Source organism: Streptomyces sp. NBC_00310 (genome assembly GCF_036208085.1).
GTDB lineage: Bacteria > Actinomycetota > Actinomycetes > Streptomycetales > Streptomycetaceae > Streptomyces.
In genome coordinates, this window is the sequence record NZ_CP130714.1 from 118,520 (window position 1) to 143,420 (window position 24,901).

Annotated in this window: 21 protein-coding genes and 3 pseudogenes; 6 read left to right on the forward strand and 18 right to left on the reverse strand. The window is 72.9% G+C overall.

Features of this window, described 5'->3' with window-relative positions:
- Positions 1-146: 146 nt before the first annotated feature.
- The 4 genes from OG202_RS00365 to OG202_RS00380 form a co-directional block, all read right to left on the reverse strand.
- A complete protein-coding gene (locus tag OG202_RS00365) occupies positions 147-323 on the reverse strand; it encodes a hypothetical protein (protein WP_328222121.1) in 177 nt (58 codons plus the stop codon).
- Positions 320-655, reverse strand: a complete 336-nt coding sequence (locus tag OG202_RS00370; RefSeq protein ID WP_326573091.1) for a hypothetical protein — start codon at positions 653-655, stop codon at positions 320-322. Before OG202_RS00370 ends, OG202_RS00365 begins: the two co-directional genes overlap by 4 nt.
- 67 nt (positions 656-722) lie before the next feature.
- Positions 723-1,544 (reverse strand): AfsR/SARP family transcriptional regulator, encoded by an 822-nt coding sequence (locus OG202_RS00375; protein ID WP_326573093.1) that lies wholly within the window; start codon positions 1,542-1,544, stop codon positions 723-725.
- 252 nt (positions 1,545-1,796) lie between these two features.
- A complete protein-coding gene (locus tag OG202_RS00380) occupies positions 1,797-1,961 on the reverse strand; it encodes a hypothetical protein (RefSeq protein ID WP_328222122.1) in 165 nt (54 codons plus the stop codon).
- Between the two features lie 138 nt (positions 1,962-2,099).
- On the opposite strand from OG202_RS00380, the gene OG202_RS00385 reads away from it, so the two are divergent.
- Positions 2,100-3,119: an AfsR/SARP family transcriptional regulator gene (locus OG202_RS00385; protein WP_326573095.1), complete on the forward strand. Its 1,020-nt coding sequence runs from the start codon at positions 2,100-2,102 to the stop codon at positions 3,117-3,119.
- Between the two features lie 25 nt (positions 3,120-3,144).
- On the forward strand, positions 3,145-3,936 hold the full coding sequence (locus OG202_RS00390; protein WP_328222123.1) for an SRPBCC family protein: 792 nt from the start codon (positions 3,145-3,147) through the stop codon (positions 3,934-3,936).
- 142 nt (positions 3,937-4,078) lie between these two features.
- On the opposite strand, the gene OG202_RS00395 is transcribed toward OG202_RS00390, so the two are convergent.
- From OG202_RS00395 to OG202_RS00415, 5 genes are all read right to left on the reverse strand, one after another.
- On the reverse strand, positions 4,079-4,906 hold the full coding sequence (locus OG202_RS00395; protein ID WP_326573099.1) for a 4'-phosphopantetheinyl transferase family protein: 828 nt from the start codon (positions 4,904-4,906) through the stop codon (positions 4,079-4,081).
- Positions 4,903-6,852: a beta-ketoacyl [acyl carrier protein] synthase domain-containing protein gene (locus OG202_RS00400; RefSeq protein WP_328222124.1), complete on the reverse strand. Its 1,950-nt coding sequence runs from the start codon at positions 6,850-6,852 to the stop codon at positions 4,903-4,905. The genes OG202_RS00395 and OG202_RS00400 overlap by 4 nt, the downstream gene beginning before the upstream one ends.
- Before the next feature lie 402 nt (positions 6,853-7,254).
- Entirely contained in the window at positions 7,255-8,202 is a 948-nt protein-coding gene (locus OG202_RS00405) for a phosphopantetheine-binding protein (RefSeq protein ID WP_328222125.1), read from the reverse strand.
- Positions 8,203-8,629: 427 nt separating this feature from the next.
- Complete coding sequence (locus OG202_RS00410; protein WP_326573104.1) at positions 8,630-9,457, reverse strand: AfsR/SARP family transcriptional regulator; 828 nt, start codon at positions 9,455-9,457, stop codon at positions 8,630-8,632.
- A gap of 697 nt (positions 9,458-10,154) precedes the next feature.
- Positions 10,155-10,778 carry a ScbR family autoregulator-binding transcription factor gene (locus tag OG202_RS00415; protein ID WP_326573106.1) on the reverse strand — a complete coding sequence of 208 codons (624 nt, stop codon included), beginning with the start codon at positions 10,776-10,778 and terminating at the stop codon, positions 10,155-10,157.
- A 1,597-nt stretch (positions 10,779-12,375) separates the two neighbouring features.
- Between OG202_RS00415 and OG202_RS00420 the strand changes: the two genes are divergently transcribed.
- The 3 genes from OG202_RS00420 to OG202_RS00430 all read left to right on the forward strand — a co-directional run bounded on the left by OG202_RS00420 (position 12,376) and on the right by OG202_RS00430 (position 16,262).
- The gene (locus OG202_RS00420) at positions 12,376-13,371 is read left to right on the forward strand and encodes a ScbA/BarX family gamma-butyrolactone biosynthesis protein (RefSeq protein ID WP_327726238.1); all 996 of its coding nucleotides are present in this window, start codon (positions 12,376-12,378) and stop codon (positions 13,369-13,371) included.
- Between the two features lie 1,306 nt (positions 13,372-14,677).
- The gene (locus OG202_RS00425) at positions 14,678-15,346 is read left to right on the forward strand and encodes a ScbR family autoregulator-binding transcription factor (protein WP_328222126.1); all 669 of its coding nucleotides are present in this window, start codon (positions 14,678-14,680) and stop codon (positions 15,344-15,346) included.
- Between the two features lie 151 nt (positions 15,347-15,497).
- On the forward strand, positions 15,498-16,262 hold the full coding sequence (locus tag OG202_RS00430; protein WP_327732023.1) for an SDR family NAD(P)-dependent oxidoreductase: 765 nt from the start codon (positions 15,498-15,500) through the stop codon (positions 16,260-16,262).
- A 76-nt stretch (positions 16,263-16,338) separates the two neighbouring features.
- Here OG202_RS00430 and OG202_RS00435 read toward each other — a convergent pair.
- The 6 genes and pseudogenes from OG202_RS00435 to OG202_RS00460 form a co-directional block, all read right to left on the reverse strand.
- Positions 16,339-16,434: pseudogene (locus tag OG202_RS00435) on the reverse strand (aminoglycoside phosphotransferase family protein); the annotation flags it as partial.
- A 306-nt stretch (positions 16,435-16,740) separates the two neighbouring features.
- A pseudogene (locus OG202_RS00440) lies at positions 16,741-17,640 on the reverse strand (IS3 family transposase); the annotation flags it as partial.
- A 14-nt stretch (positions 17,641-17,654) separates the two neighbouring features.
- Positions 17,655-17,942 carry a transposase gene (locus OG202_RS00445; RefSeq protein WP_326584620.1) on the reverse strand — a complete coding sequence of 96 codons (288 nt, stop codon included), beginning with the start codon at positions 17,940-17,942 and terminating at the stop codon, positions 17,655-17,657.
- Positions 17,943-17,999: 57 nt separating this feature from the next.
- Positions 18,000-19,478 (reverse strand): ISL3 family transposase, encoded by a 1,479-nt coding sequence (locus OG202_RS00450; RefSeq protein ID WP_328224635.1) that lies wholly within the window; start codon positions 19,476-19,478, stop codon positions 18,000-18,002.
- A gap of 319 nt (positions 19,479-19,797) precedes the next feature.
- Entirely contained in the window at positions 19,798-20,040 is a 243-nt protein-coding gene (locus OG202_RS00455; RefSeq protein ID WP_327732022.1) for an MOSC domain-containing protein, read from the reverse strand.
- Positions 20,027-20,323 (reverse strand): hypothetical protein, encoded by a 297-nt coding sequence (locus OG202_RS00460; RefSeq protein WP_326573121.1) that lies wholly within the window; start codon positions 20,321-20,323, stop codon positions 20,027-20,029. Before OG202_RS00460 ends, OG202_RS00455 begins: the two co-directional genes overlap by 14 nt.
- A gap of 409 nt (positions 20,324-20,732) precedes the next feature.
- Between OG202_RS00460 and OG202_RS00465 the strand changes: the two genes are divergently transcribed.
- Positions 20,733-21,146: a hypothetical protein gene (locus OG202_RS00465; protein WP_327732021.1), complete on the forward strand. Its 414-nt coding sequence runs from the start codon at positions 20,733-20,735 to the stop codon at positions 21,144-21,146.
- A gap of 172 nt (positions 21,147-21,318) precedes the next feature.
- On the opposite strand, the pseudogene OG202_RS00470 reads toward OG202_RS00465, so the two are convergent.
- The 3 genes and pseudogenes from OG202_RS00470 to OG202_RS00480 form a co-directional block, all read right to left on the reverse strand.
- A pseudogene (locus OG202_RS00470) lies at positions 21,319-21,674 on the reverse strand (VOC family protein); the annotation flags it as partial.
- 530 nt (positions 21,675-22,204) lie between these two features.
- Positions 22,205-23,242 carry a polyprenyl synthetase family protein gene (locus OG202_RS00475; protein WP_327732019.1) on the reverse strand — a complete coding sequence of 346 codons (1,038 nt, stop codon included), beginning with the start codon at positions 23,240-23,242 and terminating at the stop codon, positions 22,205-22,207.
- A complete protein-coding gene (locus tag OG202_RS00480) occupies positions 23,239-24,330 on the reverse strand; it encodes a tetratricopeptide repeat protein (RefSeq protein ID WP_327732387.1) in 1,092 nt (363 codons plus the stop codon). The genes OG202_RS00475 and OG202_RS00480 overlap by 4 nt, the downstream gene beginning before the upstream one ends.
- Positions 24,331-24,901 lie beyond the last annotated feature (571 nt).

Consider the following 24,901-nt stretch of genomic DNA (forward strand, 5'->3'; position numbering starts at 1 on the left):
GCGTCCTCCGTGACGGCCTTCACGGCGGCCTCCGTGACGGCCTCCGTGACGGCCTGCCGCCGAGGCGTCCGGCGGTCCGACGGTCCGGCGGCGGGGCCGGTGGGCCGGTGGGGGCCGGCCTGTCCGGGCCGCCGCGGGCGGGGGTGTCAGGTGTGCTCTGTCCGGGGGCCTTTTTCGAACAGGTCGGTCAGGTCGGTGCGTACGGCGTCGGCGTCGGCGTCGGCGTCGGCGCCGGCGCCGTGGGCGATGCGGTGGGTGCGGTGCTCGCCCAGCCGGGAGCGGGTGAGCAGTGCGGCGGCGCCGGAGCGCAGCTGTGTGGTCACGGGTCCGCCGCGGCCGAGCGGTGCCCTGGGCCTGTATCCGCTCCCATGCGGTGCACGGCCGCGGCCGTGCGGGCGCGCCGCTGCTGGTAGGGCGGCAGCCGCATCCGGCTGGTGTCGCCGGCGTGGAGCGCGTCGAGCAGCACGGGGTGGGCGGCGGCCGCGTCCTGCAGGGCGAGGTTGATGCCCGCCGGCGGGCCGGCGGTGCCGCAGCGCGCCGGGGGCGCGGGCGGGGCCGGTGCCAGGCGCCCAGCGACGCGGCAGGCCTCTCCCGGCGGCCGGGGTGGTGCGGGTCCGCGGACGAAGAAGGGGCCGCCCGGCTGTTCGTCGCGCATCGGCCGTTCCTCCTGGTGGGTCCGCGCCTGATGAGGGTGGCGCCGGCGCCTGGAGTGCCGTTGGGGTTCAGACCGCGTACAGGTTGAAGGTGGAGGTGCGGCGCGGCCCGCACACCACGTCCAGGGCCGGGTCGACGGTGAGCATCGCCTGGTGCAGCCGTTGCAGCTGCGGCGAGGGCTCGATGCCCAGTTCCTCGATCAGACGCATGCGCAGCCGGCGGTAGACGTCCAGTGCCGTGGCCTGCCGGCCGGAGCGGTAGAACGCCACCATGGCCTGGGAGTGCAGCCCCTCGTGCTTGGGGTGACGTGCCGTCAGGTCGGTGAGTTCGGCGATGAGTTCGGTGTGCCGGCCGAGTCTGAGGTCGGCGTCTATGCGCCGCTCGACGGTGACCAGACGGCTCTCCTCGAGCCGCATGACCTCGATCTCGAGGATGGGACCGACGCGTACGTCGACCAGCGCGGGTCCCTGCCACATGGCCAGGGCGTCGCGGAACAGGTCCGCCGCCCGTGTGTCCTGGCCCTCCTCGCAGGCCGACTGTCCGGCCGTGACCAGCTGTTCGTAGCGGTGGACGTCGACGCTCTCGGGCGGGATCTGCAGCACGTAGCCGCCGTGCCGGGTGGCCAGCACCTCCTTGGCCGTTCCGGGGGCGTCGGGGCCCATCGCGGTCCCCAGGCGGCGGCGGAGCTGGAGGATGTACGTCTGCATGGTGGTCATGGCGCTCTGGGGCATGTGGGCGCCCCAGATCTCCTCCATGAGCATGGACACGGGCATCACCCGGCTGGGGTAGAAGGCGAGCAGGGCGAGCATCTGCCTCGGCTTGCCCGCGGTCGGGACGATCGACACCCCGTTGACCTCAGCGCTCAACGGTCCCAGGACCTGCAACTCCATGGTTTCCTCCCCGTATCGATCGAGTTCCCTCGATGGCTTGAGAGCCGTCGGCCGTTCAGCACGCTAGCCCCGTTCCCGCCACCCCCCTCGGTAGCTCCAGCCAAGTTCGAGTGACCTTCCACAGCCGGGGCCCGCCCCGCCGGGCCGGTCCGCTCAAGAACGCTTGTACGGATGGTGGAACCTGCCTCGTGCGCCCGGCCGCCGCCCCGGCCGGGCGGATATCGTCCGACCGGCCGGGCGCCTCACCCGCGCTCACCAGGTGCCCGGGCGACGAGCACCGCGGGGCCGCCAACGGCCACCGCCGCCCGGCCGGCAGCCGACGGCCATGGCCATGGCGATGGCGATGGCCAGCCGCCCGGCCATCGGCTGCCGGCTGTCGGCTGTCGGCTGTCGGCTGTCGGCCAGGAGGGGAGTCACGATGGAGCTGCGGCTGTTGGTGTTTCGCCACGCCGGTGGTTCCCCTGCGGCCTGCCGTGAGCGGCCGCGCCGGTTCCCCGGCGGCTCGCGGATCGCCGGGGGCGTCCGCCGGGCCGGACCGCACCGCGCGGTGGCGCGGTGAGCGTGCCGGGCGGGGGCGCGGCGTCCGCCGCCGGAGCGGACAGCGCCGGGGTTCTTGCCGTGCCCGCCGGGGGGACGGAGTTCCGGCTGCTGGGGCCGGTGGAGATACACGACGGCCGCACGGGCGAGGACATCGTGCCGCCGGGGTCCAAGCAGCGCGCCCTGTTCTCGGCGCTGGTGCTGTGTGCCGGCCGGCTGCTGTCCGCCGAGGAGCTCACCGAGGAGCTGTGGGGCGGGCACCCGCCGTCGAACGCGGGGAACGCGCTGCAGGCGCATGTGGCCCGGTTGCGGCGGCTGCTGCCCGAGCCGCGCCTTGCGGTGCCCGGCCACGAGTGGATCACCACGCTGCCGACCGGCTATCTGCTGAGCCTGGGCCGCGCCACCACCGATGTCGAACGGTTCTGCCGGCTCTCGGCGAAGGGCCGGGCGGCGGCCGCCACCGATCCGCGGTCCGCGGCCCGGCTGCTGCGCGGCGCGCTGGCCCTGTGGCGCGGGCCGGCGCTCCAGGACAGCCGGTACGGGCCGATCTGCACGAGCGAGGCGGACCGGCTGGAGGAGAACCGCCTGAGCGTGCTGGAGACGCTGTACGAGGTGTGTCTGCGCTGTGCGCAGCACGACGAGATCACCGGCGAGCTGGAGAAGCTGACGGCCGATCATCCGCTGCGCGAGCGGTTCTACGACCTGCTGATGGTCGCCCTGTACCGCGGCGGCCGGCAGGCCGAGGCGCTGGGTGTCTACGAGCGGGCCCGGCGCCGTCTGGTGGAGGCCCTGGGGATCGAGCCGGGTCCGGTGCTGCGCGGCCGGCTGGAGGCGATCCTCAACCATGCCCCCGACCTGTCCGTCCCGGCCCGCCCGGACCTGCCGTCCGCTGCGACGACACCGGCGCAGGCGCAGGCGCTGGAACTGGGCGCCGAGATCGCCCGGCTCCAGCAGCGTGTCGAGGAACTGGGCCGCCGCCAGGAGGTGTTGCTGCGCCGCTTCGACGCCCTGGCCACCCGGCTGCCGGGGACGACGTAGCCGCTCGCCGCAAGCCGGAGGCGGCGTGACGGCACGCGGCACGCGGCACGCGGCGTGGGGCGTGGGGTTCGGGGTGCGGGGTGCGGGGCGGTGGACCGTCCAGGAGCGCGGGAGCGGGGCGTGCCGGCTGGTCCTGCTGCACGACTTCACCGTGGGCGGTGACCGCGCCGAGGACGCCGAGTGGGTCCGCCGGGCCACCGACACCAACAGCAGGGCGGAACTCTGCCGGCTGAAGGACCTCGCCGAGCGGTGGGAGCGACTGGATCAGCTGGTGCTGTCCTTCGAGGACAGCATCCGGGTCCAGGGCCCGCCCGAGCCGGTCTACGGCTTCCTCCACCGCGTCGCCGACTGGCCCCGGCTCCTGCCCCGCGTCGCCCGCCTGGAGGTGGCCGAGGACACCCCCGGCGTGCAGGTCATGACCATGGACACGCGGACCGCCGACGGCGCCGCGCACACCACGCAGTCCGTACGCGTCTGCTTCCCAGACAGCGGCCGGATCGTCTACAAGCAGACCCGCACACCGGCGCTGATGCACTCCCACACCGGCCAGTGGTCCGTCGTCCCGGACGCGTCGGGTGTCACCGTCACCTCCCGGCACACGGTCCTGCTGCGGGAGGAGGCCATCGGGCCCGTCCTGGGCGAGGGCACCACCGTGGAACAGGCCCGCCGCTGCCTGCGCCGGGCACTGGGCCACAACTCCACCGCCACCCTCGCCCTGGCCAAGCGGCATACGCAAGCCACCCCACACGGCCCCCCACACGGCCCGGTGACAGCACCGGCTGCGCGCCCGCGCCCGGCGGGCCGGGCACCTCGGTGACCGTGGGCCCGCCGCCCGGCCCACGGCAGGCAGGCAGGCAGGCAGGCAGGCCAGCGGGCCGGACACCTGCCCCGCCCGCCCTGCCCCCCCCTGCCTGCCCTGTCCCTCTGTCCCTCTGTCCCTCTGCGGTCCTGCACCCGGCCTACACCCGGGCGCGGGCGGGTTCGGGCAGGGGCAGCAGCCGGGGAGCGGCTCGCCCCCACGGGAATCCGTGGTGCAGGTGGAGCACGGCCTGTGTGCCGGTGTCGGCCAGGACGGCCACGGCGGCCAGCACGCCGGGCACCGGCTCCAGTTCCACAAAGCGCCACCGCGGGTCGGCGTCGTTGTCGGGCGGCCGGAAGCCGGTCACCCCCAGGTCCTCGGCCAGGGTGAAGGAGAACGCGTCGAAGGGCAGTGCGAGGCCGAGGCCGCGGGCCTTGGAGTAGGCCTCCTTCAGTGTCCACAGCCGCAGCACCCGCCGGTCGCGGGCCCGGCCCGGCGCGGCCCGCGCCACCCACCGGCGCTCGTCCTCGGCGAAGGACGCCACGACGGCGTCGAAGCCCTGGCCGCCGCGGTCGAGCCGCTCCACGTCCACCCCGATGCGGTGGCGGCGCACCACGCCGAGCAGGTTGTGGCCGCCCGAGTGGGAGAGGTTGAAGTCCAGCTCCCGGCCCCCGCGCGGCAGCCCCTCGGGCGGTTTGTGCAGGAACGGCCGGCCGCGCGAGGAACGCCAGATCACCGCCTCGGCCTCCGGGATACCGCTCTCCAGTGCCAGGACGCGTCGTACGAGGGCGTGGGCGACGAGGTACTGGCGCCGGTCGCGTTCGAAGAGGAAGCGGCCCGCGGTCTCCCGCTCGTGCTCGTCCAGCCAGTGCGCGGCCAGGATCGCGGTCATGCCGGGGGCGAGTTCCTCGTTGGGGCAGAACCACAGTTTCACCGGCTGCGGCCCCTGCCGGGCAGAGGTGTGCCGCCCCGGGTCCTGGCCGGTCATCCGGCCCGCTCCGTACCGGACGCCGGGGTACCGGACGCCGGGGTGCCGGACGCCGGGGTGGCGGGGGCCGGAGAGCCGGACGCCGGAGAGCCGGACGCCGGGGTGCCGGACGCCGGGGTGCCGGACGCCGGGGTGGCGGGGGCCGGGCCGGGCGCCGGGGTGCCGGGGGCCGGGCCGGACGCCGGAGAGCCGGACGCCGGGGTGCCGGACGCCGGGGTGCCGGGGGCCGGGGTGCCGGGGGCCGGGGTGCCGGGGGCGGGGTCCAGCCACAGCGGCCGGCGCAGGAACGCCGAGGGCGGCGGTACGGCGGCCGGTGTCCCGGCACCCGGACCCGGTTCCAGCGCGGCCCAGTCGACGTCGAGCCCGGACAGCCACAGCCCGGTGAGCTGCCGGAGGTGTCCGCCCCGCCACAGCGCGGCCAGGTAGGCGCCGGTCTCCGGCAGGGCGCCCAGGCCCATCGGGTCGCCGCCGTGCCCGCGCAGGTCGGCGTAGCGGACGTCGCCGCCGGCGGCCGGGTGTCCGGCGAAGCGGCGCAGCCCGGCGACGAGCCGGGGCAGGTCGGTGACGAGCAGCGCGATCCGGCAGGGCAGGGCGGCCCGGCCGGTGCGCAGGGCCCGCGCCACGTCGGCGAGGACCGGCCCGCCGGCCGCGCCTCCGCCTCCTCCGCCGCCGTCGCCGTCGCCGTCGGGCGGTGGGGTGGGCCGGGTGAGCCAGTCGGCGAGCCTGGCGGCGGTGGCGGCGAGGTGGGCGGGCGTGGGCGCGGACACCACCACCAGTTCCTCGCGGCCGGGGGTGTCCTCCGGTGCCGGGGGGCGGTGCGCCGGCGGGGGCGCGAGGTGTTCCTGGAGGACGACGCGTGCGGTGAAGCCGCCGTCGGCCGCCACCTCGACCGTGGCGGTACGGGGCGTCGGGCGCCCCTGTCCGTCGCGGGGGCGCGGCCACGGCCGGGCGGTGGGCCGGCTGGCCGCGGGGGCGAGGGTGCCGTGGCCGAGCTGGAGCACGGCGGCGGTCAGGGCCGCCAGTCCGGTGGCCGCCCCGGCGTCGCCGATGCGGCGCACGGTCGCCTCGCGGGTCTCGTGCAGGCCGGCGGCAGGCGCGGGCGCGGGGGGCGGGGCGAATCCGCTGGAGGTGGCGCGGATGACGGCATACACCCGGTCCCCGTCCGCGAGCGCCCGGCGCAGCGGTTTGACGACGGCCGCGCCGACGCCCTCCCCCGCGGCGTCCCGGGCCCGTGAGGGGTGCAGCAGCAGTTCGGCGGCGCCGACGACGGCGGCGGCGCATTCACCGCGGCGCAGGGCCTGCACGGCGAGGTGGAGGGCGGTCAGGGCCGAGCACTGGGCGGTGTCGACGGCCTGCCCGGGCCCGCTCAGGCCGAGCAGCGCGGCCAGCCTGCCGGGCAGGCCCCAGTGGCCGCTGCGGGGCACGGCGGGCCGGCCGCGGCTGAAGGACGCGGCGGCCAGCAGCGCGTAGTCGCCGGCGCTGGCGCCGACGAAGACACCGACCGCGCGCGGGGTGCCGTCCGGGCCGCGCAGCGCGTCCAGCCGGGCTCCGGTGCAGCCCGCGTCCTCCAGCGCTTCCCAGGCGGTCTCCAGGAAGAGCCGCTCCTGCGGGTCCGTCAGAGCGCCTTCCTCGGGGGCGAACTGGAAGAACTCCGCGTCGAAGTCGGCGGCACCGTCCAGGAAGTGCCCGCGCTGCCCCTCCTCCAGGGGGGAAGGGCCGGGCCGGCCGGCGGGCGCGTCCGAGGAGGTGTCACGGCCCTCGCGGAGGTTGTCCCAGAAGACGTTCAGGTCCGCCGCCGCAGGGTAGCGCCCGGCAAGGCCGACGACGGCGTAACCGTCCTCCACACCCGGGATGTCACCGCCCGCCGCCGGTACGGCCCCGGCCCCGGCCCCGGAGGGAAGGACCGGCCCGCACTCCGCCACGACGGGCGGAAAAGGCCGGGACACCGGTGCCCCCGGTGCCCCCGGTGCGGGCGGTGCGGGCGGTGCGGGCGGAGACACCGATGCCCCCGGTGCCGCCGGGGACACAGGTGCGGCCGGGGACACAGGTGCCGCCTGGGACAGGGGCGCGGCCGGGGACGGGGATACCGCAGGGGACACCGGTGGGGGCGGGGACACAGGTGCCGCCTGGGACAGGGGCGCGGCCGGGGACAGGGGCGCGGCCGGGGACGGGGGCGCGGCCGGGGGTACCGCAGGGGACACCGGTGGGGGCGGGGACGGGGGTGCGGGCCGGGGGGTTTCGGGTCCGCGCCGTGTCTGCCGCGTCAGCAGGCGGGTGGCCTGCTCGCGGTCGAGGGTTCCGGCCCTGAGCCGGGTGAGGATCTCGCGTTCGTCCATCGTCCGCGGCCGTCAGGCGCGCCGGGGCAGCAGTTCGAGCGCCTCGTCGACGGAGATCCGGTGGTCGGACACGGCGTCGAGGAGGGCAGCGAGTCCGATCGCCCCGGCGGCCGTACCGGACACCGGGACCTGTACCGGAAGCGAGACCGCGGGGACAGCCGCAGAAGCGGCCGCGAACGCGGGTGCGAACGCGGGTGCAGAAGCGGACACGGACGCGGGGGCGGGTGCGGGTGCGGGGACGGGGACGGTGGCGGACGCGGGTGCGGGGATGGCCGCGGGTGCGGGGACGATGGCGGCCGCGGGGGCGGCGACTGATGCGGATACGGGTGCCGGGACGGATGCGGATGCGGGTGCGGTGGCGGTGGCGGTGGCGGCGATGTGGGCGGCCAGCGCCGCGAGGCTGGTGTGGTCGTAGAGCGTGACGGGCCGCTCCCGCAGACCGTAGATGCGCCTGACCTCCGCCACGAACTCCGCCCCCAGGATGGAGTCCACGCCCAGGAGACTGAAGGCGGCCGTGGTGTCGATGTCCCACGGGTCGCAGCACAGGGTGCGGGCCAGTTCCTCGCGCAGCACGTCGAGGACCGCTTGCTTCGTGAACGCGGGCCCGGGCCACAGGAGCGCCGCCGGAGCGGGAGCCTGCCGGCCGCGGGCCGGGGGGCCGGAGGGAGCCGCGTGCGGGGTCTGCCGCTCGCCCGCCACGTACCGGGCGAACGCGAGGGGGGTGGGGTGGTCGAACAGGGCGTCGGCCTTGACGTCCGTGGCGTAGCGGGTGTTGACGGTGGCGACGAACTCGACGGTCAGCAGCGAGTCGAGTTCCAGCGACCGGAACGTCTGCCCGGGGTCGATCTTCTCGGCCTTCAGCCGCAGCACGGCGGCGAGGATCTCCACGAGTCCGGTCAGCAGATCGGCCGGCGGGGCGGGGAGCGGGGCGGCCGGGAGCGGCCGGCTGTCATCGATCATGTGTGACTCCAAGGGACGGTCCGTCCCGGCCGGCCGGCGACGGACGCTGCTGGGGGTGCGGGACGCGGCCGCCGGACGCGGCCGCCGGGGGCGGCGGGCACCGCGCCGAGGGGCGTGGCCGTTCAGGGCCGCTTCACCAAGGCCCCGCCCCCGGCCGGGGCGGGCCGGGGCGGGGCGGGGCGGCCGTGGGCGTCCCCGGGGATGCTCCGCCGCCGGGGACGGCGGCAGGCCCTCCCGCCACCCGCCCGCGTCGCGCCGGAGCCGGGGGCAGGACGTAGGCCGCTGCCGGACAGGACCGGCGCGGGCCGCCGCCCGCGCATCCGTGCGTCCGCCCCGGGGGCCGGAGCGGCGCCCGTACCGCCCCCGGCCCGGATCCCGCCCGCCTGCCCCGGGAGAGGTCACGCGCTGCTGAGGGCATGACGGCCGGTCAGCCGACGCGGGTGAGGCGCTCGTTGCGCACCGGCGTATCGAGCGCCGGCTCCGGACCGGCCACCAGGATCGAGCGCTGCAGCCGGCGCAGCCCGGCCGAGGGCTCCAGGCCCAGCTCGCGGACCAGGGCGTTACGCAGCCGCTGGTAGACGTCGAGGGCCTCACTGCGCCGGCCCGAGCGGTGCAGGGCCAGCATGAACTGGCCGTGCAGCTTCTCATGGGTTGCGTAGCGGCTGACCAGGACGGTGAGCTCGCCCAGCAGTTCGCGGTGGCGGCCCAGCCGCAGATCGGCCTCGATACGCTGATCGAACGCGCACAGCCGGGTCTCCTCCAGCCGCCTGGTCTCCATCCCCAGCTGCGGGCCGGTCTGTATGTCGGCCAGAGCGGCGCCGGTCCACAGCGCGAGGGCCTCGCGCAGGTGGCGGGCCGCGCCGGCGAAGTCACCGGCGTCCATGGCCCGGTACCCGCTGCCGGCCAGCCGCTCGAACTCCCCGACATCGCTGGCACCGCCCCAGGTGTCGAGCCGGTACCCGCCCGGCGTGGTGACCAGCACATCCTTGGCCGTACGCGCCGGGGCGCCCGCCGCGTCGCGCGCCAGGGCCGCGGAGATGAGCTCACGCAGCTGCAGCACGTAGGTCTGCAGCGTGGTGCGCGCACTGCGCGGGGGCCGCTCGCCCCAGAGTTCCTCGATCAGCGCGGCGACCGGCACCACCTGGTCGGCGTGCAGGGCCAGCAGCGCCAGGACCTGGCGCGGTTTCGGCGCCGTGGGAGTCACCGAGACCCCGTTCTCCCGGACGTCCAGCGCGCCCAGTACAGCGATGTCCATGCCGTCCCCCTCATTTGCTGCATGAAGTCCTGCACGAGTGCGAGCAAGTGGTCAGTCCTTTTCGCGCCTGGTCCCGGCGGAGCCGCTGCCAGCATGCCCCCCAGTAAAAAACGGTACGGACGGTTTGTCAATATCAAACCGTCCGTGCTGTTTTTTGTTCGCGCGACCGCCTCCGGCCCCACCCCGCAGACACGCCCCGGCAAACCCCCCGGCCACCGGGACGGCCGACGGCAAACGCGGGCACTTCACCGCACGCGGAGACCCACCGGCCTACCGGCGCGGGCACTTCACGGCGGGGAGACGCACGGGCGCACCGGCGCGGGCACTTCACCGCACGCGGAGACGCACAGGCGCACCGGCGCGGGCACTTCACCGCACGCGGAGACGCACAGGCGCACCGGCGCGGGCACTTCACCGCACGCGGAGACGCACAGGCGTACCAGCGCGGGCACTTCACGGCGGGGAGACGCACAGGCGCACCGGCGCGGGCACTTCACGGCGCGGAGACGCACGGGCGCACCGGCGCGGGCACTTCACCGCACGCGGAGACGCACAGGCGTACCAGCGCGGGCACTTCACCGCACGGAGGCGTACGGGTGTCCGGGTGTACGGGCAGGGGGCTTCCCGGCGGGGAGAGGTACGGGTGTCCGGGTGTGTGCGGGTGGAGTGCGCAGGGCCGGAGCGGTCCGGCAGGGTGTTACCGCCGCGGCCCGCTGTCGCCGGCGTCCCCGGGCACCAGGGCGTGCGGGGCGGTCAGCCGGGGCAGCAGCAGGCCCCACAGCCCCGTGACCTTCCGCTCGGAGAGCCACGCCCGGTCCGTGCCGGCGAGCACCTCGAAGCCGACCGTGGCGGCCACGACGGCGGTCGCGGCGTCATCCGCGGAGACCCCCTCGGCCAGCCAGCCGTCCCGTTCGGCGCGCAGCAGCGTCTCCTCCACCCAGCGCTGCCACTCCCCCCGCAGCGAGGAACCCTCCCGGCGGCGCGGACCGCCGCCCAGCTCGAACCCCGCCCGCACCACGACGTCATCGGCGATCCGGCCCATCAGGCCGTACGTCGCCTCCACCAGCACCCGCAGAGGGCCGCCGTCCTGGCGCAGGGCATCACGCACGACCTGCCGCATCCCTTCCAGCGCCTCGGCCTCGACCGCCTGCGCCAGCGCCTTCTTGCTCGCGAAATGGAAGTGCAGCGCACCGTTGCTGACCCCCGCCCGTCTGCTGATCGCCGACAGCGAAGCGGGCGCGAAGCCCTCCTGCGCGAACACTTCGGCCCCGGCACGGATGAGTGCCCCGCGGGTACGGGCCGCGCGCTCCTGCTTGACCATCGGCTGTCTCCTGGCTGGCACTGCGGTCCCGCGGCACCCCCGGCAACAGGGCGTGCGGCGTCCGGTGGATCATCGGTTCGCTCATCACACGAGGGCGGGTCGGGCGTGTCCGCGCACGGGCCGGCGCGCCACGCCCCACCCGCGCAGCACCGGACCCGGACGGACCGGCCACGCACCGGACGCCGACAGCCCGCCGCCCGGCGACACGGCCACGTCACCGGCCGTGTCACCGGCCGGTGACGTGGCCGGCCAGGCCGTGCCCCGGCCGCGCGGCCGGGGCACCCCGCCCCGGCCCGGCACACCGTGACCGCCCGCCCGCCCGGGGGAACCCCGGCTCCGGCACCGCGCCGACGCCGACGCTGGCACTGGCACTGGCACTGGCACTGGCACTGGCAGACCGTCCCCGCACCCGCGTCCCCGCAGGTGCGTCCACGCGCGCGCCAGGCCCGTACCGGCGGGCACACCGTCCCTCACGACGCACCCACCACCGTAGGCCTTGCCACCGACCAGCCGGCGCAGGGCCCCCGCCCGCGCCGCACGCAGGAGTCCGCCCCCGGCCCGCGCCCCGGCACACACCCAGCGGCACCACGCCAACCCCGCCCCGCCCCGCCCCCGCCCGGCCCCGCCCGCGAAACCCCGGCACGCCACCGAGGACACCCACGCCCCGGACACCGGCAGACACCGCCCGCAGGCCCCGCCCCGCCCCCGCCCGGCCATCACACCAACGGGGTACGGCCCGTCCCCCCACCGGCCCGGCACCCGCCACACGCCGCCCCGGACCGCCCTGGCCCCGCCGAAGAGACCCGGACCGCGCGGCCGCCCGGCCCCACCGCCGGGACCCGGACGCGGGGCGGACCGCTCCGCTTACGGGCCGCCGCGCCGCCCCCCACCTGCCGCGCCGCGCCCGCCCTCCCGCCGCACGCGGCCCAAGCCCGCACACCGGCCCCCGGCGCCGCCCCCGCACACCGGACGGCACCCGCCACGCCAGACCCCTTCCGCGACAGACCGAAGGAGATCCCGCCCCCGCTCCCGGCCCGGCAGCCGGCCGCACGCTCCGCCGTACCGCGCAGCCGCTCCCCCTCACCGCCAACTCCCCGGCGGCCGGCAGCCATCACGCCCCCCGCACCAGCCCGGCCCGCCCCCCGCACCAGCACCGCCGGCCGGCCCCGCCGCCCGGACAGCCGGGCCGCCGCACAGCACGAACAGCACGAACAGCACCACGGCAACGGCCGCCAGTCCCCTCCCACCGGCCCCACCGCACTCCACCCGCAGCACCGGGGCCGCTCCACCACGCCCGTCCATGGATCCCTCCCGCCGGCCATGCTCCACCGCCGCCCTGGAGAAAACCCTTGGTTCCGCTTGAGCCCCGCCCGGCCCGCCGCGCCCGCACCCTCACCCCGCCCAAGTGCGCGGCAACCGCCGCCCGCACCCCCCGGACACACCCCACCGCACACCCCCCCGTTCCGGATTAGCGGAGTCCCGGCTACCGCTAGAAACAAAACCGGTTGGTATGTATGTTGGGGCGCCCAGAGGGCCCCAAGGCCCCCGCCAGGGGGCCGGACGGCCCACCTCCCACAGTCGTGTTCAAGGGGGATCAATGACCGCGAGCACATTCCAGGTCGAACACCCAACGCTCCGCACAGCACCGCCGAAAGCCCTCACCGGGGCCTCCAGCCTCCCCGGCGCCTTCGACCACCTCGCCCTCACCACCACCGTCCCCAAAGAGTTCGTCCACCGCGCAGCGGTCGCGGAAGTCCTGCTCACCGGCTGGGAACGCACCGACGACACCCGCTTCACCGTCAGAGCCCAATGGCCCCGCGCCCACAGCTTCTTCACCGCCGTCGAAGGCCGCCACGACCCGCTCATCGCAGCCGAAACAATCCGCCAGGTCGGCTCACTCCTGGCCCACGCAGAATTCGGCGTCCCCCTCGGCCACCACTTCCTGATGTGGGAACTCAACATCGCCGTACACCCCGAACAGCTCCACATCGGCGCCGCCCCCGCCTCCCTGGAACTCGACATCACCTGCCCCGACATCAAACGCCGCGGCCGCACCCTGGCAGCCCTGCGCTACGAAGCAGTGATCCGACGCGACGGACAACCCCTCGCCACCGGCAGCGCCTCCTACTCCTGCGCCTCCCCCACCGTCTACCAGCGCCTCCGCACCCCCCACACACCCCCCACCACACACCCCCGCCTCCCCCTCACCGCCCCCGTCGCACCACAAACCGTCGGACGCACATCCCCCACCGACGTCGTCCTCACCCCCCTCACCACACCCCACCACTGGCAACTACGCCTCGACACCCGCCACCCCGTCCTCTTCGACCACCCCGTCGACCACGTGCCCGGCATGGTCCTGATCGAAGCCGCCCGCCAGGCCACCGCAACCGTCCTGCCCCACCCCCTCCTCCCCCTCTCCCTCACCAGCACCTTCCACCGCTACGCCGAACTCCACACCCCCTGCATCATCAAAGCCACCCCCACCCCCAACCCCGGCCCCAACCCCGGCCCCCACACACCCGTCCAGATCACCGGCCACCAAAACGGCCAACCCGTCTTCCACTGCACCGTAACCCCCACCCCCCACTGACCAGCACAAACCACCCCACCCCACCCCACAGACACCAACCAACACACCAGGCACCCACACCACCACCCCACACCCAACACCCCCCCCCACACACAGACACACCCCCAGCACCCCAGCACCCCAGCACCCCAGCACCCGAGCCGGTCTCCCCCTCCAGCCCGCACCCAGCCCCCAGCCCCAACTGCCGGAAACCGGACCCAACACCCCCACAGACACACCCCCAAGGCAGACCCGACACCCCCGGCACCCCCACCCCCCCCGCTGCCGGAAGCCGGACCCAACACCCCTCAGGGCAGGCCCAACACCCCCCGGGACGGGAACCAACACCCCCACAGGCACAGGTCAGGCAGGCCCGACACCCACAACCACCCAGGCCGACCAGACACCCCCCGGAGCGGGAACCCAACACCCCCACAGGCACAGGTCAGGCACCCCGGGAGAACCCCCGCCACCGAAAAACCAAGCCCGCCGGACCCCCGGGAGCCCCCCACACCCGCGGGCGCAGGTCAGGCACCCCGGGGGAACCCCCGCCACCCAAGCCCGCCAAGACCACACACACCGGGAGCAGGCCCGACACCCCCCAACACCCCCGCGGGCAGAACCCCACACCCCCGCAGGCACACACCCCCAAAGACACGGCAACAAAACAACAGCGCCAGCCAGGAACAAACCAGCCACTACGACAGCCCCAAACCCCACCACCACACACACCACACACGAGCCAGCCCGAGCCAGCCCGAGCCAGCCCGAGGCAGCCCGAGGCAGCCCGAGCCAGGCCGAGGCAGCCCGAGGCAGCCCGAGGCAGGCCGAGGCAGGCCGAGGCAGGCCGAGGCAGGCCGAGGCAGGCCGAGGCAGGCCGAGGCAGGCCGAGGCAGGCCAGGGCAGCCCGGAGCAGACCGGCGCGGCGGACATCACCCACACGAACCGGCCGCACCCCCACCCCCGGACAACCCACCACACCACCCGGGAAAGCACACCCCCACCACCCCACCACCCCACCACCCCACCACCCCACACCCCAGCACCCCGGCACCCCAACACCCCAGCACCCCAGCACCCCAGCACCCCAACACCCCGGCACCCCAGCACCCCGGCACCCCAGCACCCCAGCACCCCGGCACCCCAGCACCCCAGCCGGTCTCCCCCTCCAGCCCGCACCCACCCCCGGCACCCGCACCCCGGCCCCCCGCTCACCGCACCCGGCACAGCGGACCACCCCACCCCCCACCCCACCCCCACTGTAATATACGTACTAGGCGGTTTCTTTACCGGAGCCCGTCAGCCACGACACACACGGGGAGACCGCATGGCAAAACAGGACCGGGCCATCCGCACACACCGAACCATCCTCCTCGCCGCAGCCAAAGTATTCGAAGAACGCGGCTACCAAGCCGCCACCATCTCCGAAATCCTCAACTGCGCCGGAGTCACCAAAGGAGCCCTCTACTTCCACTTCCGATCCAAAGAAGAACTCGCCCTCGGCGTCCTCGACGCCCAGGACAACCACTTCCACATCCCCCGCAGACCCTGCAGAACACAAGAACTCGTCGACATCGTCATGCTCCACGCCCACCGCCTCCAGACCGACCCCATGGTCCGCGCCAGCGTCCGCCTCGCCATGGACCAAATGGCCACCACCCTCGACCGCACCGGCCCCTTCCAACGCTGGAGCCAACTCATCCAGGAAATCCTCGAAAACGCCCAAACCCAAGGCGAACTCCTCCCCCACATCCACCCCCCCACCACCTCCGACGTCATCGTCGGCTCCTTCGCCGGCATCCAATCCATGTCCCAAGCCTTCACCGACTACAACGACCTCACCACCCGAGCCACCCACCTCCTACGCCACCTCCTCCCCACCATCACCCAACCCCCCATCATCACCAACCTCCACCTCACCCCCACCCGCGGCGCCCACGTCCACCAAGAAACCCAACAACCCCAAAACCAACCCACCACAACCACAACCAGCTAGCCAAACCACAGCCCGCTGAACCCCAAACACCCCGCCCGCGCACTTCAAGGACACACCGGCACACCCTCACCCAGCGGACCCACGGCGCCGGCGCCCATTGGCCGGTTGCACCCACAACTTCCCCGCCACCGACCACCAAGAGGGCCGCAACATGAAAAGACTGGCCGGGAAAACAGCCCTGGTCACAGGAGCCAGCCGCGGAATCGGCCGGGGCATCGCACGCAAACTGGCCCAGGAAGGAGCCCTCACCGCAGTCCACTACGGCACCAACGAACAAGCCGCCCAGGAAACCCTCCGCCTCATCACCCAAGAAGGCGGCCACGCCTTCCCCATACGCGCCGAACTAGGCACCCCCAACGACATCAACACTCTCTACACCCAACTCCAAAACGGCCTCACCCAACACGGGAAAAAACCCCAACTCGACATCCTCGTCAACAACGCGGCAGCCAGCGGATCCGCCCGCATCCACGAAGTCACGCCCGAACTCTTCGACCACCTCTTCACCATCAACACCAAATCACTCCTCTTCCTCGTCCAACGAACCCTCCCCCACATCCCCAACGGCGGCCGCATCATCAACATCTCCTCCGCAGCGACCCGCATCGCCTACCCCGAATCCATCGTCTACTCCATGACCAAAGGCGCCCTCAACACCTTCACTCTCGCCCTCGCTAAAGAACTCGCCCCCCGCGCCATAACCGTCAACACCATCAACCCCGGATATATAGAAACCGACATGAACAAACGCAAACGCACCACACCTGCAGCCACCACTCACCTCGCCAACCAGTCCGCCTTCAACCGCCTCGGCCAACCCACCGACATCGCCGACATCACCGCCTTCCTCGCCTCCGACCAATCCCGCTGGATCACCGGCCAACACCTCGACGCCAGCGGCGGCACCCACCTTTAACACCCCATGCAGCCGGTTGGCCTTCACGCAGTGCGATGAGGCAGCCGGAAGGCCGGTCATCCCGGGCGGGCACGTCTCAGAGGGCGGTACATCCCGGCGCGAACGGGTGGGAGCCGTGCTCGTTCAGCCAGCGAACCACCAGCAGGCTTCGCAACGACCACCACGCGTGGATCCCGCCTATCTGTTGGACGGCCTACCGGTGGGGCCCTCGGGCCGCTGCGCTCAGACCGGGTGATACTCAAGCCCGTTGTCGGCGTACACGTGAGAACGTGGCTCTGGCAAGATTTTCGTAGTCGGAGATCATCTCGGTGCGACGGTCAGTCCGCCTGCGAAACGGCGGCGGAGGTGGGCGATCAGGACGACGCGATGGCGCAGGAGCGGGACGCTGGCACGGCCTCCCATAATGCGTTTCTGGAGCTTCACGTCGGTGATGCGGCCTTCGTTGTGAAGTTCCCCCCGGGCCCTGGACAGCGGGTGTTTACGCTGCGGGGGTGAGGTCTTGCCTGAGCAAGGTTCTCGTTTCGAGTGGGGTGACGTACCCATGCTCGGGGTGTCTGCGGAGTCGGCTGCGGTTGTACTCGATCTCGATGTAGCGGAAGACGTCGGCCCGGGCGGCCTCGCGGGTCTCCCAGACGGTGGTTCCGATCTCCGCTTTCAGGACGGCGAACCAGCTTTCCGCAGCAGCGTTATCGTAACAAGAGCCGACACGTCCCATCGACTGTCGCATGCGCAACTTGCGTATCTCGGTGCGGAATTCATCACTCGTGTATTCGCTGCCGCGGTCGGTGTGCATGATGCAGCCGTCCTCCAGACCACCGCGTCCGGCCGCCATCCGCAGGGCGGCGACCGGCAGCTCGGCGCGGTGGTGGTCGGCCATCGCCCAGCCGATCACCTCCCGCGTCGCGAGATCAATGCAGGTCGCCAGATACAACTTCCCTTCCCGTGTGACGAGTTCGGTCATGTCACCGACCAGCCGCATCCCGGGACGGGGGGCGGTGAAGTCCCGGCCGATCAGGTCGGCGGCGAACACCGCCCGCCTGGCCTGCCTGGTCAGGCCCCGACGCCGGCGGCGGGTGATCCCGACGATCCGGTACTTGCGCATCAGCCGCTCGACCCTCTTCGGGTTCACCGCCCGCCCGGCCCGCCGCAGGGCGGCGTGGATCCGCGGGGCCCCGTAGGCGCCGCGCGATCCGGCGTGGAGCACCCGGATCTCGTCCACCAGGCGTTCCTCCTCGCGCCGCGCGACCCGGCGCGCTGACGCGGCCGCCCGGTGCGCGTAGTAGGTAGAGCGCGGCACTCCGAGCGCACGGCACAGCAGCGCGACGCTGTGACCTGCGTGATTGTCGTCCGATGTCTTCTCCGCGTCGATGAAGCGGCACCGCGTGGCGGTGTCTACCTCATCTTGTCCTGCGCGAAGAAGGCGGTCGCTTTTCCCAGGATGTCGACCGTCTTCTCCAGCTCGCGGACCTTACGCCGCAGCTGGGCGAGTTCTTCCCGCTCGGCGCTGGTCAGAGTCCCGGCGGGCCCCTCGCCCCGGTCGGCCTTGGCCTGCTTCACCCAGCCACGCAGACCCTCCGGGCTCACCCCCAGGTCCCGGGCGACCTCGGTGACCGTCTTGTCCGACGACAGCGCCAGCGCGACGGCGTCGCGTTTGAACTCGGCCGTGTACCGCTTGCTCATGTTGCTCTTCTTGCTCACTACCTGTGACTGCTTCCTCCGGGACCTTCCGTCCCAGTATCAGGCTGTCCAGGTCAAGGGGGGAGCTTCATTGACCCCCGAGTTGTAGAGAGTGGTGATCCCCTGGGTGACCGCGTGCTGGTCTTCGCGCAGAGCTGCGGCGGCACCAGCGAGCGGAGCCAGTCCGCTGGCCGTGAGCGTGTCAAGCCAGTTGGGCAGGGATGCGGCATCGCGGGCATCGAGCATGGCGGCGAACTGACGGACCAGGTCGTGGGTGCGGTGAAGCTCCGGGCAGTGTTCGAGTAACCGCTGCAGACGTTGCGCGGTGTGCGGGCCGTGCCGGTCGGGAGCTGTGATGATCCAGCGGGCGGCTTCGCGTGGTGAGGGCGGCCGCTCGCGTGGCTCGTCCAGGGGCAGGCCGCGCCGTAGCGGTGCGATGGCCATCTTCACGCGCTGATAGTGGCCCAAGTAGCCCTTGGTGAGGAGTTCCTGGTGCAGGACCTTGGCGCTGTGCTCGCCGTCGTCCCAGCGTTGCTGCAGGTAGTCGAGGTACGGGTCGAGGGTGGAGGGGCGGCGCGGAGGTCGGCGGACCACCTCGTGCCAGGTTCGGGCGCCGGCGTACTTGCGCACTGTGCGGCGGTCGAGGCCGAGCTCGCGGGCTGCCGAACTGTAGGAGCGGCCGGTATCGGTCAGCGCGTGCACTGCCTCGAAGAGCCGACGGGCATGCCGGGCGGCCGGAGTGTCCGCCGGCTCAGGTTGTGTCGCCGGGGTGTTCGCGAGCTCGGGCTCGGTCGCTCCGGAGGCAGGGAGAGCTTCCGGCAGGCAGCCTCGGTGGGTGGCGGCGATTTCCTGAACGCGCCGGGACAGGCCCTGCCACAAATGAAAACGGTCGCTGACCTGGACCGCCTGTGGGGCGCCATCGGCGATGCCCTGTCGATAGGTAAGCGAGCCGTCGCGGCAGACGATCTCCACACCCGGATGTCCGCGCAGCCATCGGCTGAGCTGTTCGGCGTCTCTGCCTTCCCAGAGCGTCAGCGGGAGTCTGGTTTCGGCGTCGACCAGGAGAGTGCCGTAGGTATCGCCGTACAGCGCGAAGTCGTCCACGCCGAGCACCCGGGGTGTGACCAGCGGCGGCAGCGGCACCCGCATCAGCTGCGCGAGCACGGTGCACCGCGACAGCCTGATGTTGAGGACGCGCAGCATCCTCGCCCCACCTCGGCCGGCCAGCACCACGCCGACCGCCTCGACCAGCTGCTGCAGCAGCGGAGTGCGCCGCTGATAGCGCACGGTCAGTCCCGGCACCTGCTCGGCGAAGGTCACCTTCGGGCAGGCCGAGTTCTCGCAGTACAGACGGCGCACGCTCAAGTCGATGCGGACCGGCCTGCCTCCCAGCGCGGCATCGGCGAGGCGCCGTACGTAGCGGCTGTGTACCCACTCGCTCAGCGTGCCGCACCCCGTACACCCTGCTGGAGCACCGGATCTCGTACGAGCCTGCATCACAACGGCAGGACCAGAAACATCGACCGAGACCACCAGCACAGCCGTCAACTGCGGTAACAGCTCGGTTAGTTCAACAGAACACAGTCAAAAGGCTGCCCGTTTTGCGGGCGGACTGACCGTCGCACCGAGATGATCTCCGACTACGAAAATCTTGCCAGAGCCATTTTCAGGAGTACGCCGACACCCGTTCCCAAACCGTGGACCTCATGGCCTCGAACGCGTGGAATGGCCCGGCGGAACGGGTCATGTGGCCCCGTTCAATGATTTTCGAGGTCCCTCGTGAACGGGTCGACCGGCGCCAGGAAGTGGCCGTCGTAGTGTGCTTGTCGCCGCGTTGGGCGAGCCGCCACACGACTGATCACGAGCTGCCCAATCTGGTGACCGGGTCGCCGATCCGTACCGTGCCGGGTTCGAGGACGTCCAGATATACCCCGACGCACGACAGCCGGCCCAGGTCGAAGACCGGTATGCGGTGCTCGCGGGCGACCGCACGCATGATGCCGGGGTCGGCTGGCAACTCTTCCTGAGCGAGCGTGGGGATCACGCACCGGGGTGTGGGCACCACGACCCGGAAGAGAGCCTCGAATTCAGGGGGTGTCACCGGAGTAGTAGAAGCGGCAGCTCACCCCCGGGCCCGGTGTACGCGGATCGCCGGGGCGTGGGTCGTAGAGCGCCCGCCCGCCGGGAAACTTCCCCAGTTCGGTGGGCAGGGCGACGCCGTCGTCGACCTCCTCTGGCCGCCAGCCCGTGATGTCCAGCAGCAGGCCGTCCAGCGGCCCGCCTGTGAGCGTGGCGTAGGTCTGCCACGGGCGTGGGCCCGGGTCGGGGTCGTCGTGGTCGTGGCCGTAGACCCGGCCGCGCAGCAGCTGTTCGTCGCCGTTCATGGCGTCCAGCCTTCCAGCCGCCACTGACATTGATACGCGTAAGCGGTTCCGGTGATCGTGGCTCTGCCACTGACTGACTGACTGGCTGACTGACTGACTGACTGACGCGGCGCGGGCTGGTGGGGTAACGGCGGCCTCGCCGCGCGGCAGGGCCAGTTGGAAACTCGGCGGTCGGCATGATCAGCGACGTCGGGGCCATGAGTATCCGCTCGGCGAGGTCCGACGCGACCATCACCCGGCCTACCCCCGTCACCGGTACGCGACGCCCTCGAAACCGAGCTTGTTCCTCGACGCTCAGGTTTCGGGGTCGAGCAGGCTGACCATCGCGGCCGTCGCGAGGAAGCCGGTGGGCCGGACAACGGCGCCCAGGCTCTTGGCCGTTGGGCGCGGCAAGTGAGATCGTCCGGAGGTGACCGACGCTGCTGGGGAAACGATTTCCGCACGACCGGACGACCGGGGTGCGTCCGGCCTGCGCTTCGCGGTGGAACTCGTCGCCTGGGTGGCGACCCCCTGGGCGCTGGCCGGCCACTCATGGCTGCTTGCCGCCCTGTCCGTGGTGTTCTTGATCGGCCTTCCCACGTGCCTGTCCACTCCGGGTGACAAGGCACATGTGATCATCCCAGTTCCGGGCTGGGTCACGATCCTTCTGGTGCTCCTCCAGCTTGCCTCGGCCGTGGCTTCCTCGTGGCTGGCCTGGCCCGCGTGGGCGGCGTGTCTGGTGACCCTGCTGGCCGCCGCCACCCTCGTCACGGAGCGCCGACGCTGGCGATGGCTGGCCTCCGGCGAACCAACTCGTCGGCTGAGGCGCTCGTCCACCGACTGAGGCACTCAGGCCGCCGTCTGCGCGCCCGCGTCGGTGTGCCTTACCAGCCATCTCATGGGGCTGGTGAGGACGCCCGTATCTGCCGAGACGCCCCAGCCCGGCCCACCGGAGTCATGGCGTGTGAGCAGCCAGGGTTCATGTGTCGGGGTGTCGTCAAGGCTCCGCGTCAGGACGGGGCGAGGACGCAGAACGCGTGGCCCTCCGGGGCGGCCAGGCACGTCCACGGGACGTCGCCCTGGCCCACGGCGGCAGGCGTCGCACCGCAAGACCGCAGGCGCGCGACCGGCTCCGCCTGATCGGCCACAGAGGTGGTGGCGAGATCGAGGTGCACAGGGTTCCTTGTCGTCGTCTTGAGTTCCGGGACGGCAACGACATCGACGCAGACAGTGGCCGGGTCCAGCCAGTCGAAGCCGACGGGTTCAACGGCGGTCGCGCCGGGTTCCCCGTCGATGGCACACCAGCCGAGCGCCTCCTCCTCCCCCGGCACCGGCCGACCGCCGGGGCATCGAGAGCCTCTATGTGCACCAGAACAGGTTGCAGTGCCCTGCCTGCGATCCTCTGCGCCCGCTCTGCAATGACCTTCGCAAGCACCGTCGCCAGACTGAGATCAACTCGCTCACCAGCCGCGGTGCTCTGCTCGCCAACCAAAGAGTCGGTGTGTGAAGGCGGATGACGCGTGCGGGCCCTGTGCGCTGGTCGTTGTGCAAGAGGCCCCACTGCGGTCCGGAACGAGGCCTGCGATGGCCTGGTAGGCGGCGGGCAGCCGGTCTCGGCGGTGGTCCAGCGGGTCGGTTGCCTCCAGCGTTTGTGTCGACGAGGGCGTGTTCGGCGGTTGCGTGCTCAGTGTGAACCGCCGGATGCCCGGCCCGTGTTCAGCCGGGCATCCGGCCGACGGCGACGGCGACGGCGACGTTTACGGTACGGAGACGGTCGGCACCGTCTGCACCCTGCCCCGGGGACGCGGCGAAGACCAACTCGGGCTCTCCGGTGCGTCCGTAGGGGCACTCGGCTGTCTCCAGGCCCGGTGGGAAGGCCCCGGAACGCGAGCCCACACGCCCCTAGAGGTCGCGTCGCACGAGGAACGCCGCCAGCGCCCGTAGCTCGTCGCCGACCGTGCCCCGCAGCGAGACGTCCGCCAGTGCGACCTGCGCCGCCGAAATGTGCCCCCGTGCCTCGTCGAGCGCCGCCGCCCGGCCACCCGCCGCCTCGACGAGTACGGCCGCCTCCTGTGGGTCCGCTCCCGACTGCAGCAGCGCGGCCAGACGCCGCGCCTCAGGGGATGGAGAGTCGAGCGCAGCCAGCACGGGGAAGGTCTTCTTGCGCTCCCGAAGGTCGCCGTGAACGGGTTTGCCGGTGACCTCGGGGTCGCCCCAGATGCCCAGCAGGTCGTCGACGACCTGGAAGGCCAGGCCGAGACGGCAGCCGGCCCGGTCGAGAGCGGCGACCGCGGACGGCGGGCCGCCGCCGAGCAGGGCGCCGAGCGCGGCCGCGCAGCCCAGCAGCGCGCCGGTCTTGTGCTCGGCCATCGCCCGGTACTCCGCCGGCCGCACCCGGTCCGGCCCCGTCCAGGGGCGTGCGGCGAACAGCAGGTCGTCCGCCTGCCCGCGCACCAGATCGCCCAGCGCCGCCGACAGCATCCGCAACGCGGACGCACCCCCCTCGGTGGCGGCGAGCGTCTCTACGGCCAGCGCGAACAGGGCGTCGCCCGCGAGAACCGCGGGCCCGGTGCCGTATGCCTTCCAGACCGCGGGGCGACGGCGCCGGGCCTGGTCGCCGTCCATGATGTCGTCGTGGAGCAGTGAGAAGGCGTGCACCAGTTCCACCGCGACCGCCGCGGGTACCCCGGCCCGGCCAGGGGCACCCACCGCCTCGGCCCCGAGCACGGCCAGTGCCTGCCGCACCCCCTTGCCACCGGATGAGGCAGCGGGAGCGCCGCCCACCTCACACCAGCCGAAGGAGTACGAGGCCATCTCACTCACCCAGGGATGCATCCGCCCGACCGCCTCCAGCAGCGCGGGCCGCACCATCTCACGGCAGCGTTCCAGGACGAGGGGGACCTCGACCGGAGCCTGCAGCGCCGAGGAGATCGGCGTCACCGTGCGACCTCCGCCGGGACGCCGCGATCCTCCTGGGCGGCCCGCACACAGAGTTCGTCCTGCGCCCGCACACCGAGTTCGTCGTGCGCCCGCCTCACCATCTCCCTGGCGTGCCGTAGCCCGATCCGTTCCAACTCTCGTGCCAGATCGGCCAGGTCGGCAGCCGTCTCGGCGCGGTCGCGGCCCAGGCGGGCGAGTGACTTGGCCAGCCCCAGCCGGGCCAGCGCCTGCCCACGTGGCTCGCTCATCTCGCGGAACTCCGCCAGTGCACGCTCATAGGTGTCGCGCGCCTCGGCGTAACGCCCGGCCCGGTAAAGGACGTTGCCCCGCATCTTGTGGTTGTAGGCCAGCGCGCTGGAGAGCCGCATCGCCCGGCAGGTGGCCTCCGCCTCCGACAGCAGGGCGAGTGCCCGCTCGACGTCCCCGTCCCGCGCCGAGACGATGTCGGCAAGCCCGCGCAGCGCCCAGGCGTGGCCGCGCCGATCGTCGGCGCCCGCGGCTATTCCGGCCGCCTCCTCGAACATCGCGTACGCGCTGTCGTACGCCCCCCGCTGGCGGTGGATCTGCGCGATGCCCTCCAGCGCCCACACCGTGTGCCGGGCCTCACCGCGCCGCCGGGCCTCGGCCAGCAACTGCTCGTGCAGCCGGGCGACGGCCTCGTAGTCGCCCTGGATCCTGCCCGTCTCGGCCAGCCCCGCGAGGGAGTAGCCGCGCACGACGACATCACCTCCCTGTTCACCCAGCCCGGCCGCGAGTCCGAGCAGGCGCCGGGCCAGCGCGAACGAGCCCCGTTGCCGGGCCAGAGTGCCGCCGCTCCACAGCGCCCAGGCCATCGCCCCCTTGTCTCCCACCACCCGGGCCGCCCGGTAACTCGCCTTCCACGCCCGGTCGGCCTCCCCGATCTGTCCCAGCCGCCGGTGCGCCTCGGCCACCGCGAGCCCGGAGCGCGCCGCCTCGCCGTGTTCCCCGGCGCGCTCGGCCTCTCTCAACTGCCGCGTGCCGGCCGCCAGTACCTCTGGAAGAGAGGAGTTCACGGACAGGGTGGTCAGGGCGCCCTGGTATTCGGGGGCGAACGCCTTGCCGTACATGGTTGCCTTTCGGTCCGTACGCATGCCGTCTATACACGCGATCTATACATAGCGTGTATACATGATGTGTATAGAGCGTTGGAAATGAACGCTTGCCCGGGGGCCTCGGCATCATCTGTTGCCGATCAAGACGTCATGTGCACCAAGGTGGTTGCCCCTGAGGCGCAGATCACCTCACGAGGGGTCGAGAGGGCCGCCTTCCCCACTGGTCAGCCGTTCATTTCCTGCTTGATCATTGCCAGTTGGGCCATGGCTTCGCAGTGGTGGGGTGCTCGGAGGGGCCACCTCCTCGATGGAGGCCTGGCCGGCGACGGCGTCCCGCACGCTCGCGGCCGCGATCCAGCACCGCCAGGAGCAGGCCGACTGCGGTGGTGCTCCGTGAGTCGATGACGCACGCACCAGGCTCGGCCTCCCGGCCTCCCGGCTTCCCTGCCAGCAGACTTGGCGGAGTGCAGCTGACGAGGTGTCAGCGCCCGCTTATGCGGCACGCCGGTTGCAGATACCCGTGGTGGAGGCCGACGCGACGTTCATGGCCGAGGCGTAGCCCTTGAACCGCCGGGTCGGGCGAGGG

Excerpts from the sequence above, each read along its gene's own strand:
- OG202_RS00370 (WP_326573091.1), bottom strand. The coding sequence starts at position 655 with ATGCGCGACGAACAGCCGGGCGGCCCCTTCTTCGTCCGCGGACCCGCA.
- OG202_RS00375 (WP_326573093.1), bottom strand. The coding sequence starts at position 1,544 with ATGGAGTTGCAGGTCCTGGGACCGTTGAGCGCTGAGGTCAACGGGGTG.
- OG202_RS00395 (WP_326573099.1), bottom strand. The coding sequence starts at position 4,906 with ATGACCGGCCAGGACCCGGGGCGGCACACCTCTGCCCGGCAGGGGCCG.
- OG202_RS00405 (WP_328222125.1), bottom strand. The coding sequence starts at position 8,202 with ATGATCGATGACAGCCGGCCGCTCCCGGCCGCCCCGCTCCCCGCCCCG.
- OG202_RS00410 (WP_326573104.1), bottom strand. The coding sequence starts at position 9,457 with ATGGACATCGCTGTACTGGGCGCGCTGGACGTCCGGGAGAACGGGGTC.
- OG202_RS00415 (WP_326573106.1), bottom strand. The coding sequence starts at position 10,778 with ATGGTCAAGCAGGAGCGCGCGGCCCGTACCCGCGGGGCACTCATCCGT.
- OG202_RS00420 (WP_327726238.1), top strand. The coding sequence starts at position 12,376 with ATGACCGCGAGCACATTCCAGGTCGAACACCCAACGCTCCGCACAGCA.
- OG202_RS00425 (WP_328222126.1), top strand. The coding sequence starts at position 14,678 with ATGGCAAAACAGGACCGGGCCATCCGCACACACCGAACCATCCTCCTC.
- OG202_RS00430 (WP_327732023.1), top strand. The coding sequence starts at position 15,498 with ATGAAAAGACTGGCCGGGAAAACAGCCCTGGTCACAGGAGCCAGCCGC.
- OG202_RS00445 (WP_326584620.1), bottom strand. The coding sequence starts at position 17,942 with ATGAGCAAGCGGTACACGGCCGAGTTCAAACGCGACGCCGTCGCGCTG.
- OG202_RS00460 (WP_326573121.1), bottom strand. The coding sequence starts at position 20,323 with ATGAACGGCGACGAACAGCTGCTGCGCGGCCGGGTCTACGGCCACGAC.
- OG202_RS00480 (WP_327732387.1), bottom strand. The coding sequence starts at position 24,330 with ATGTACGGCAAGGCGTTCGCCCCCGAATACCAGGGCGCCCTGACCACC.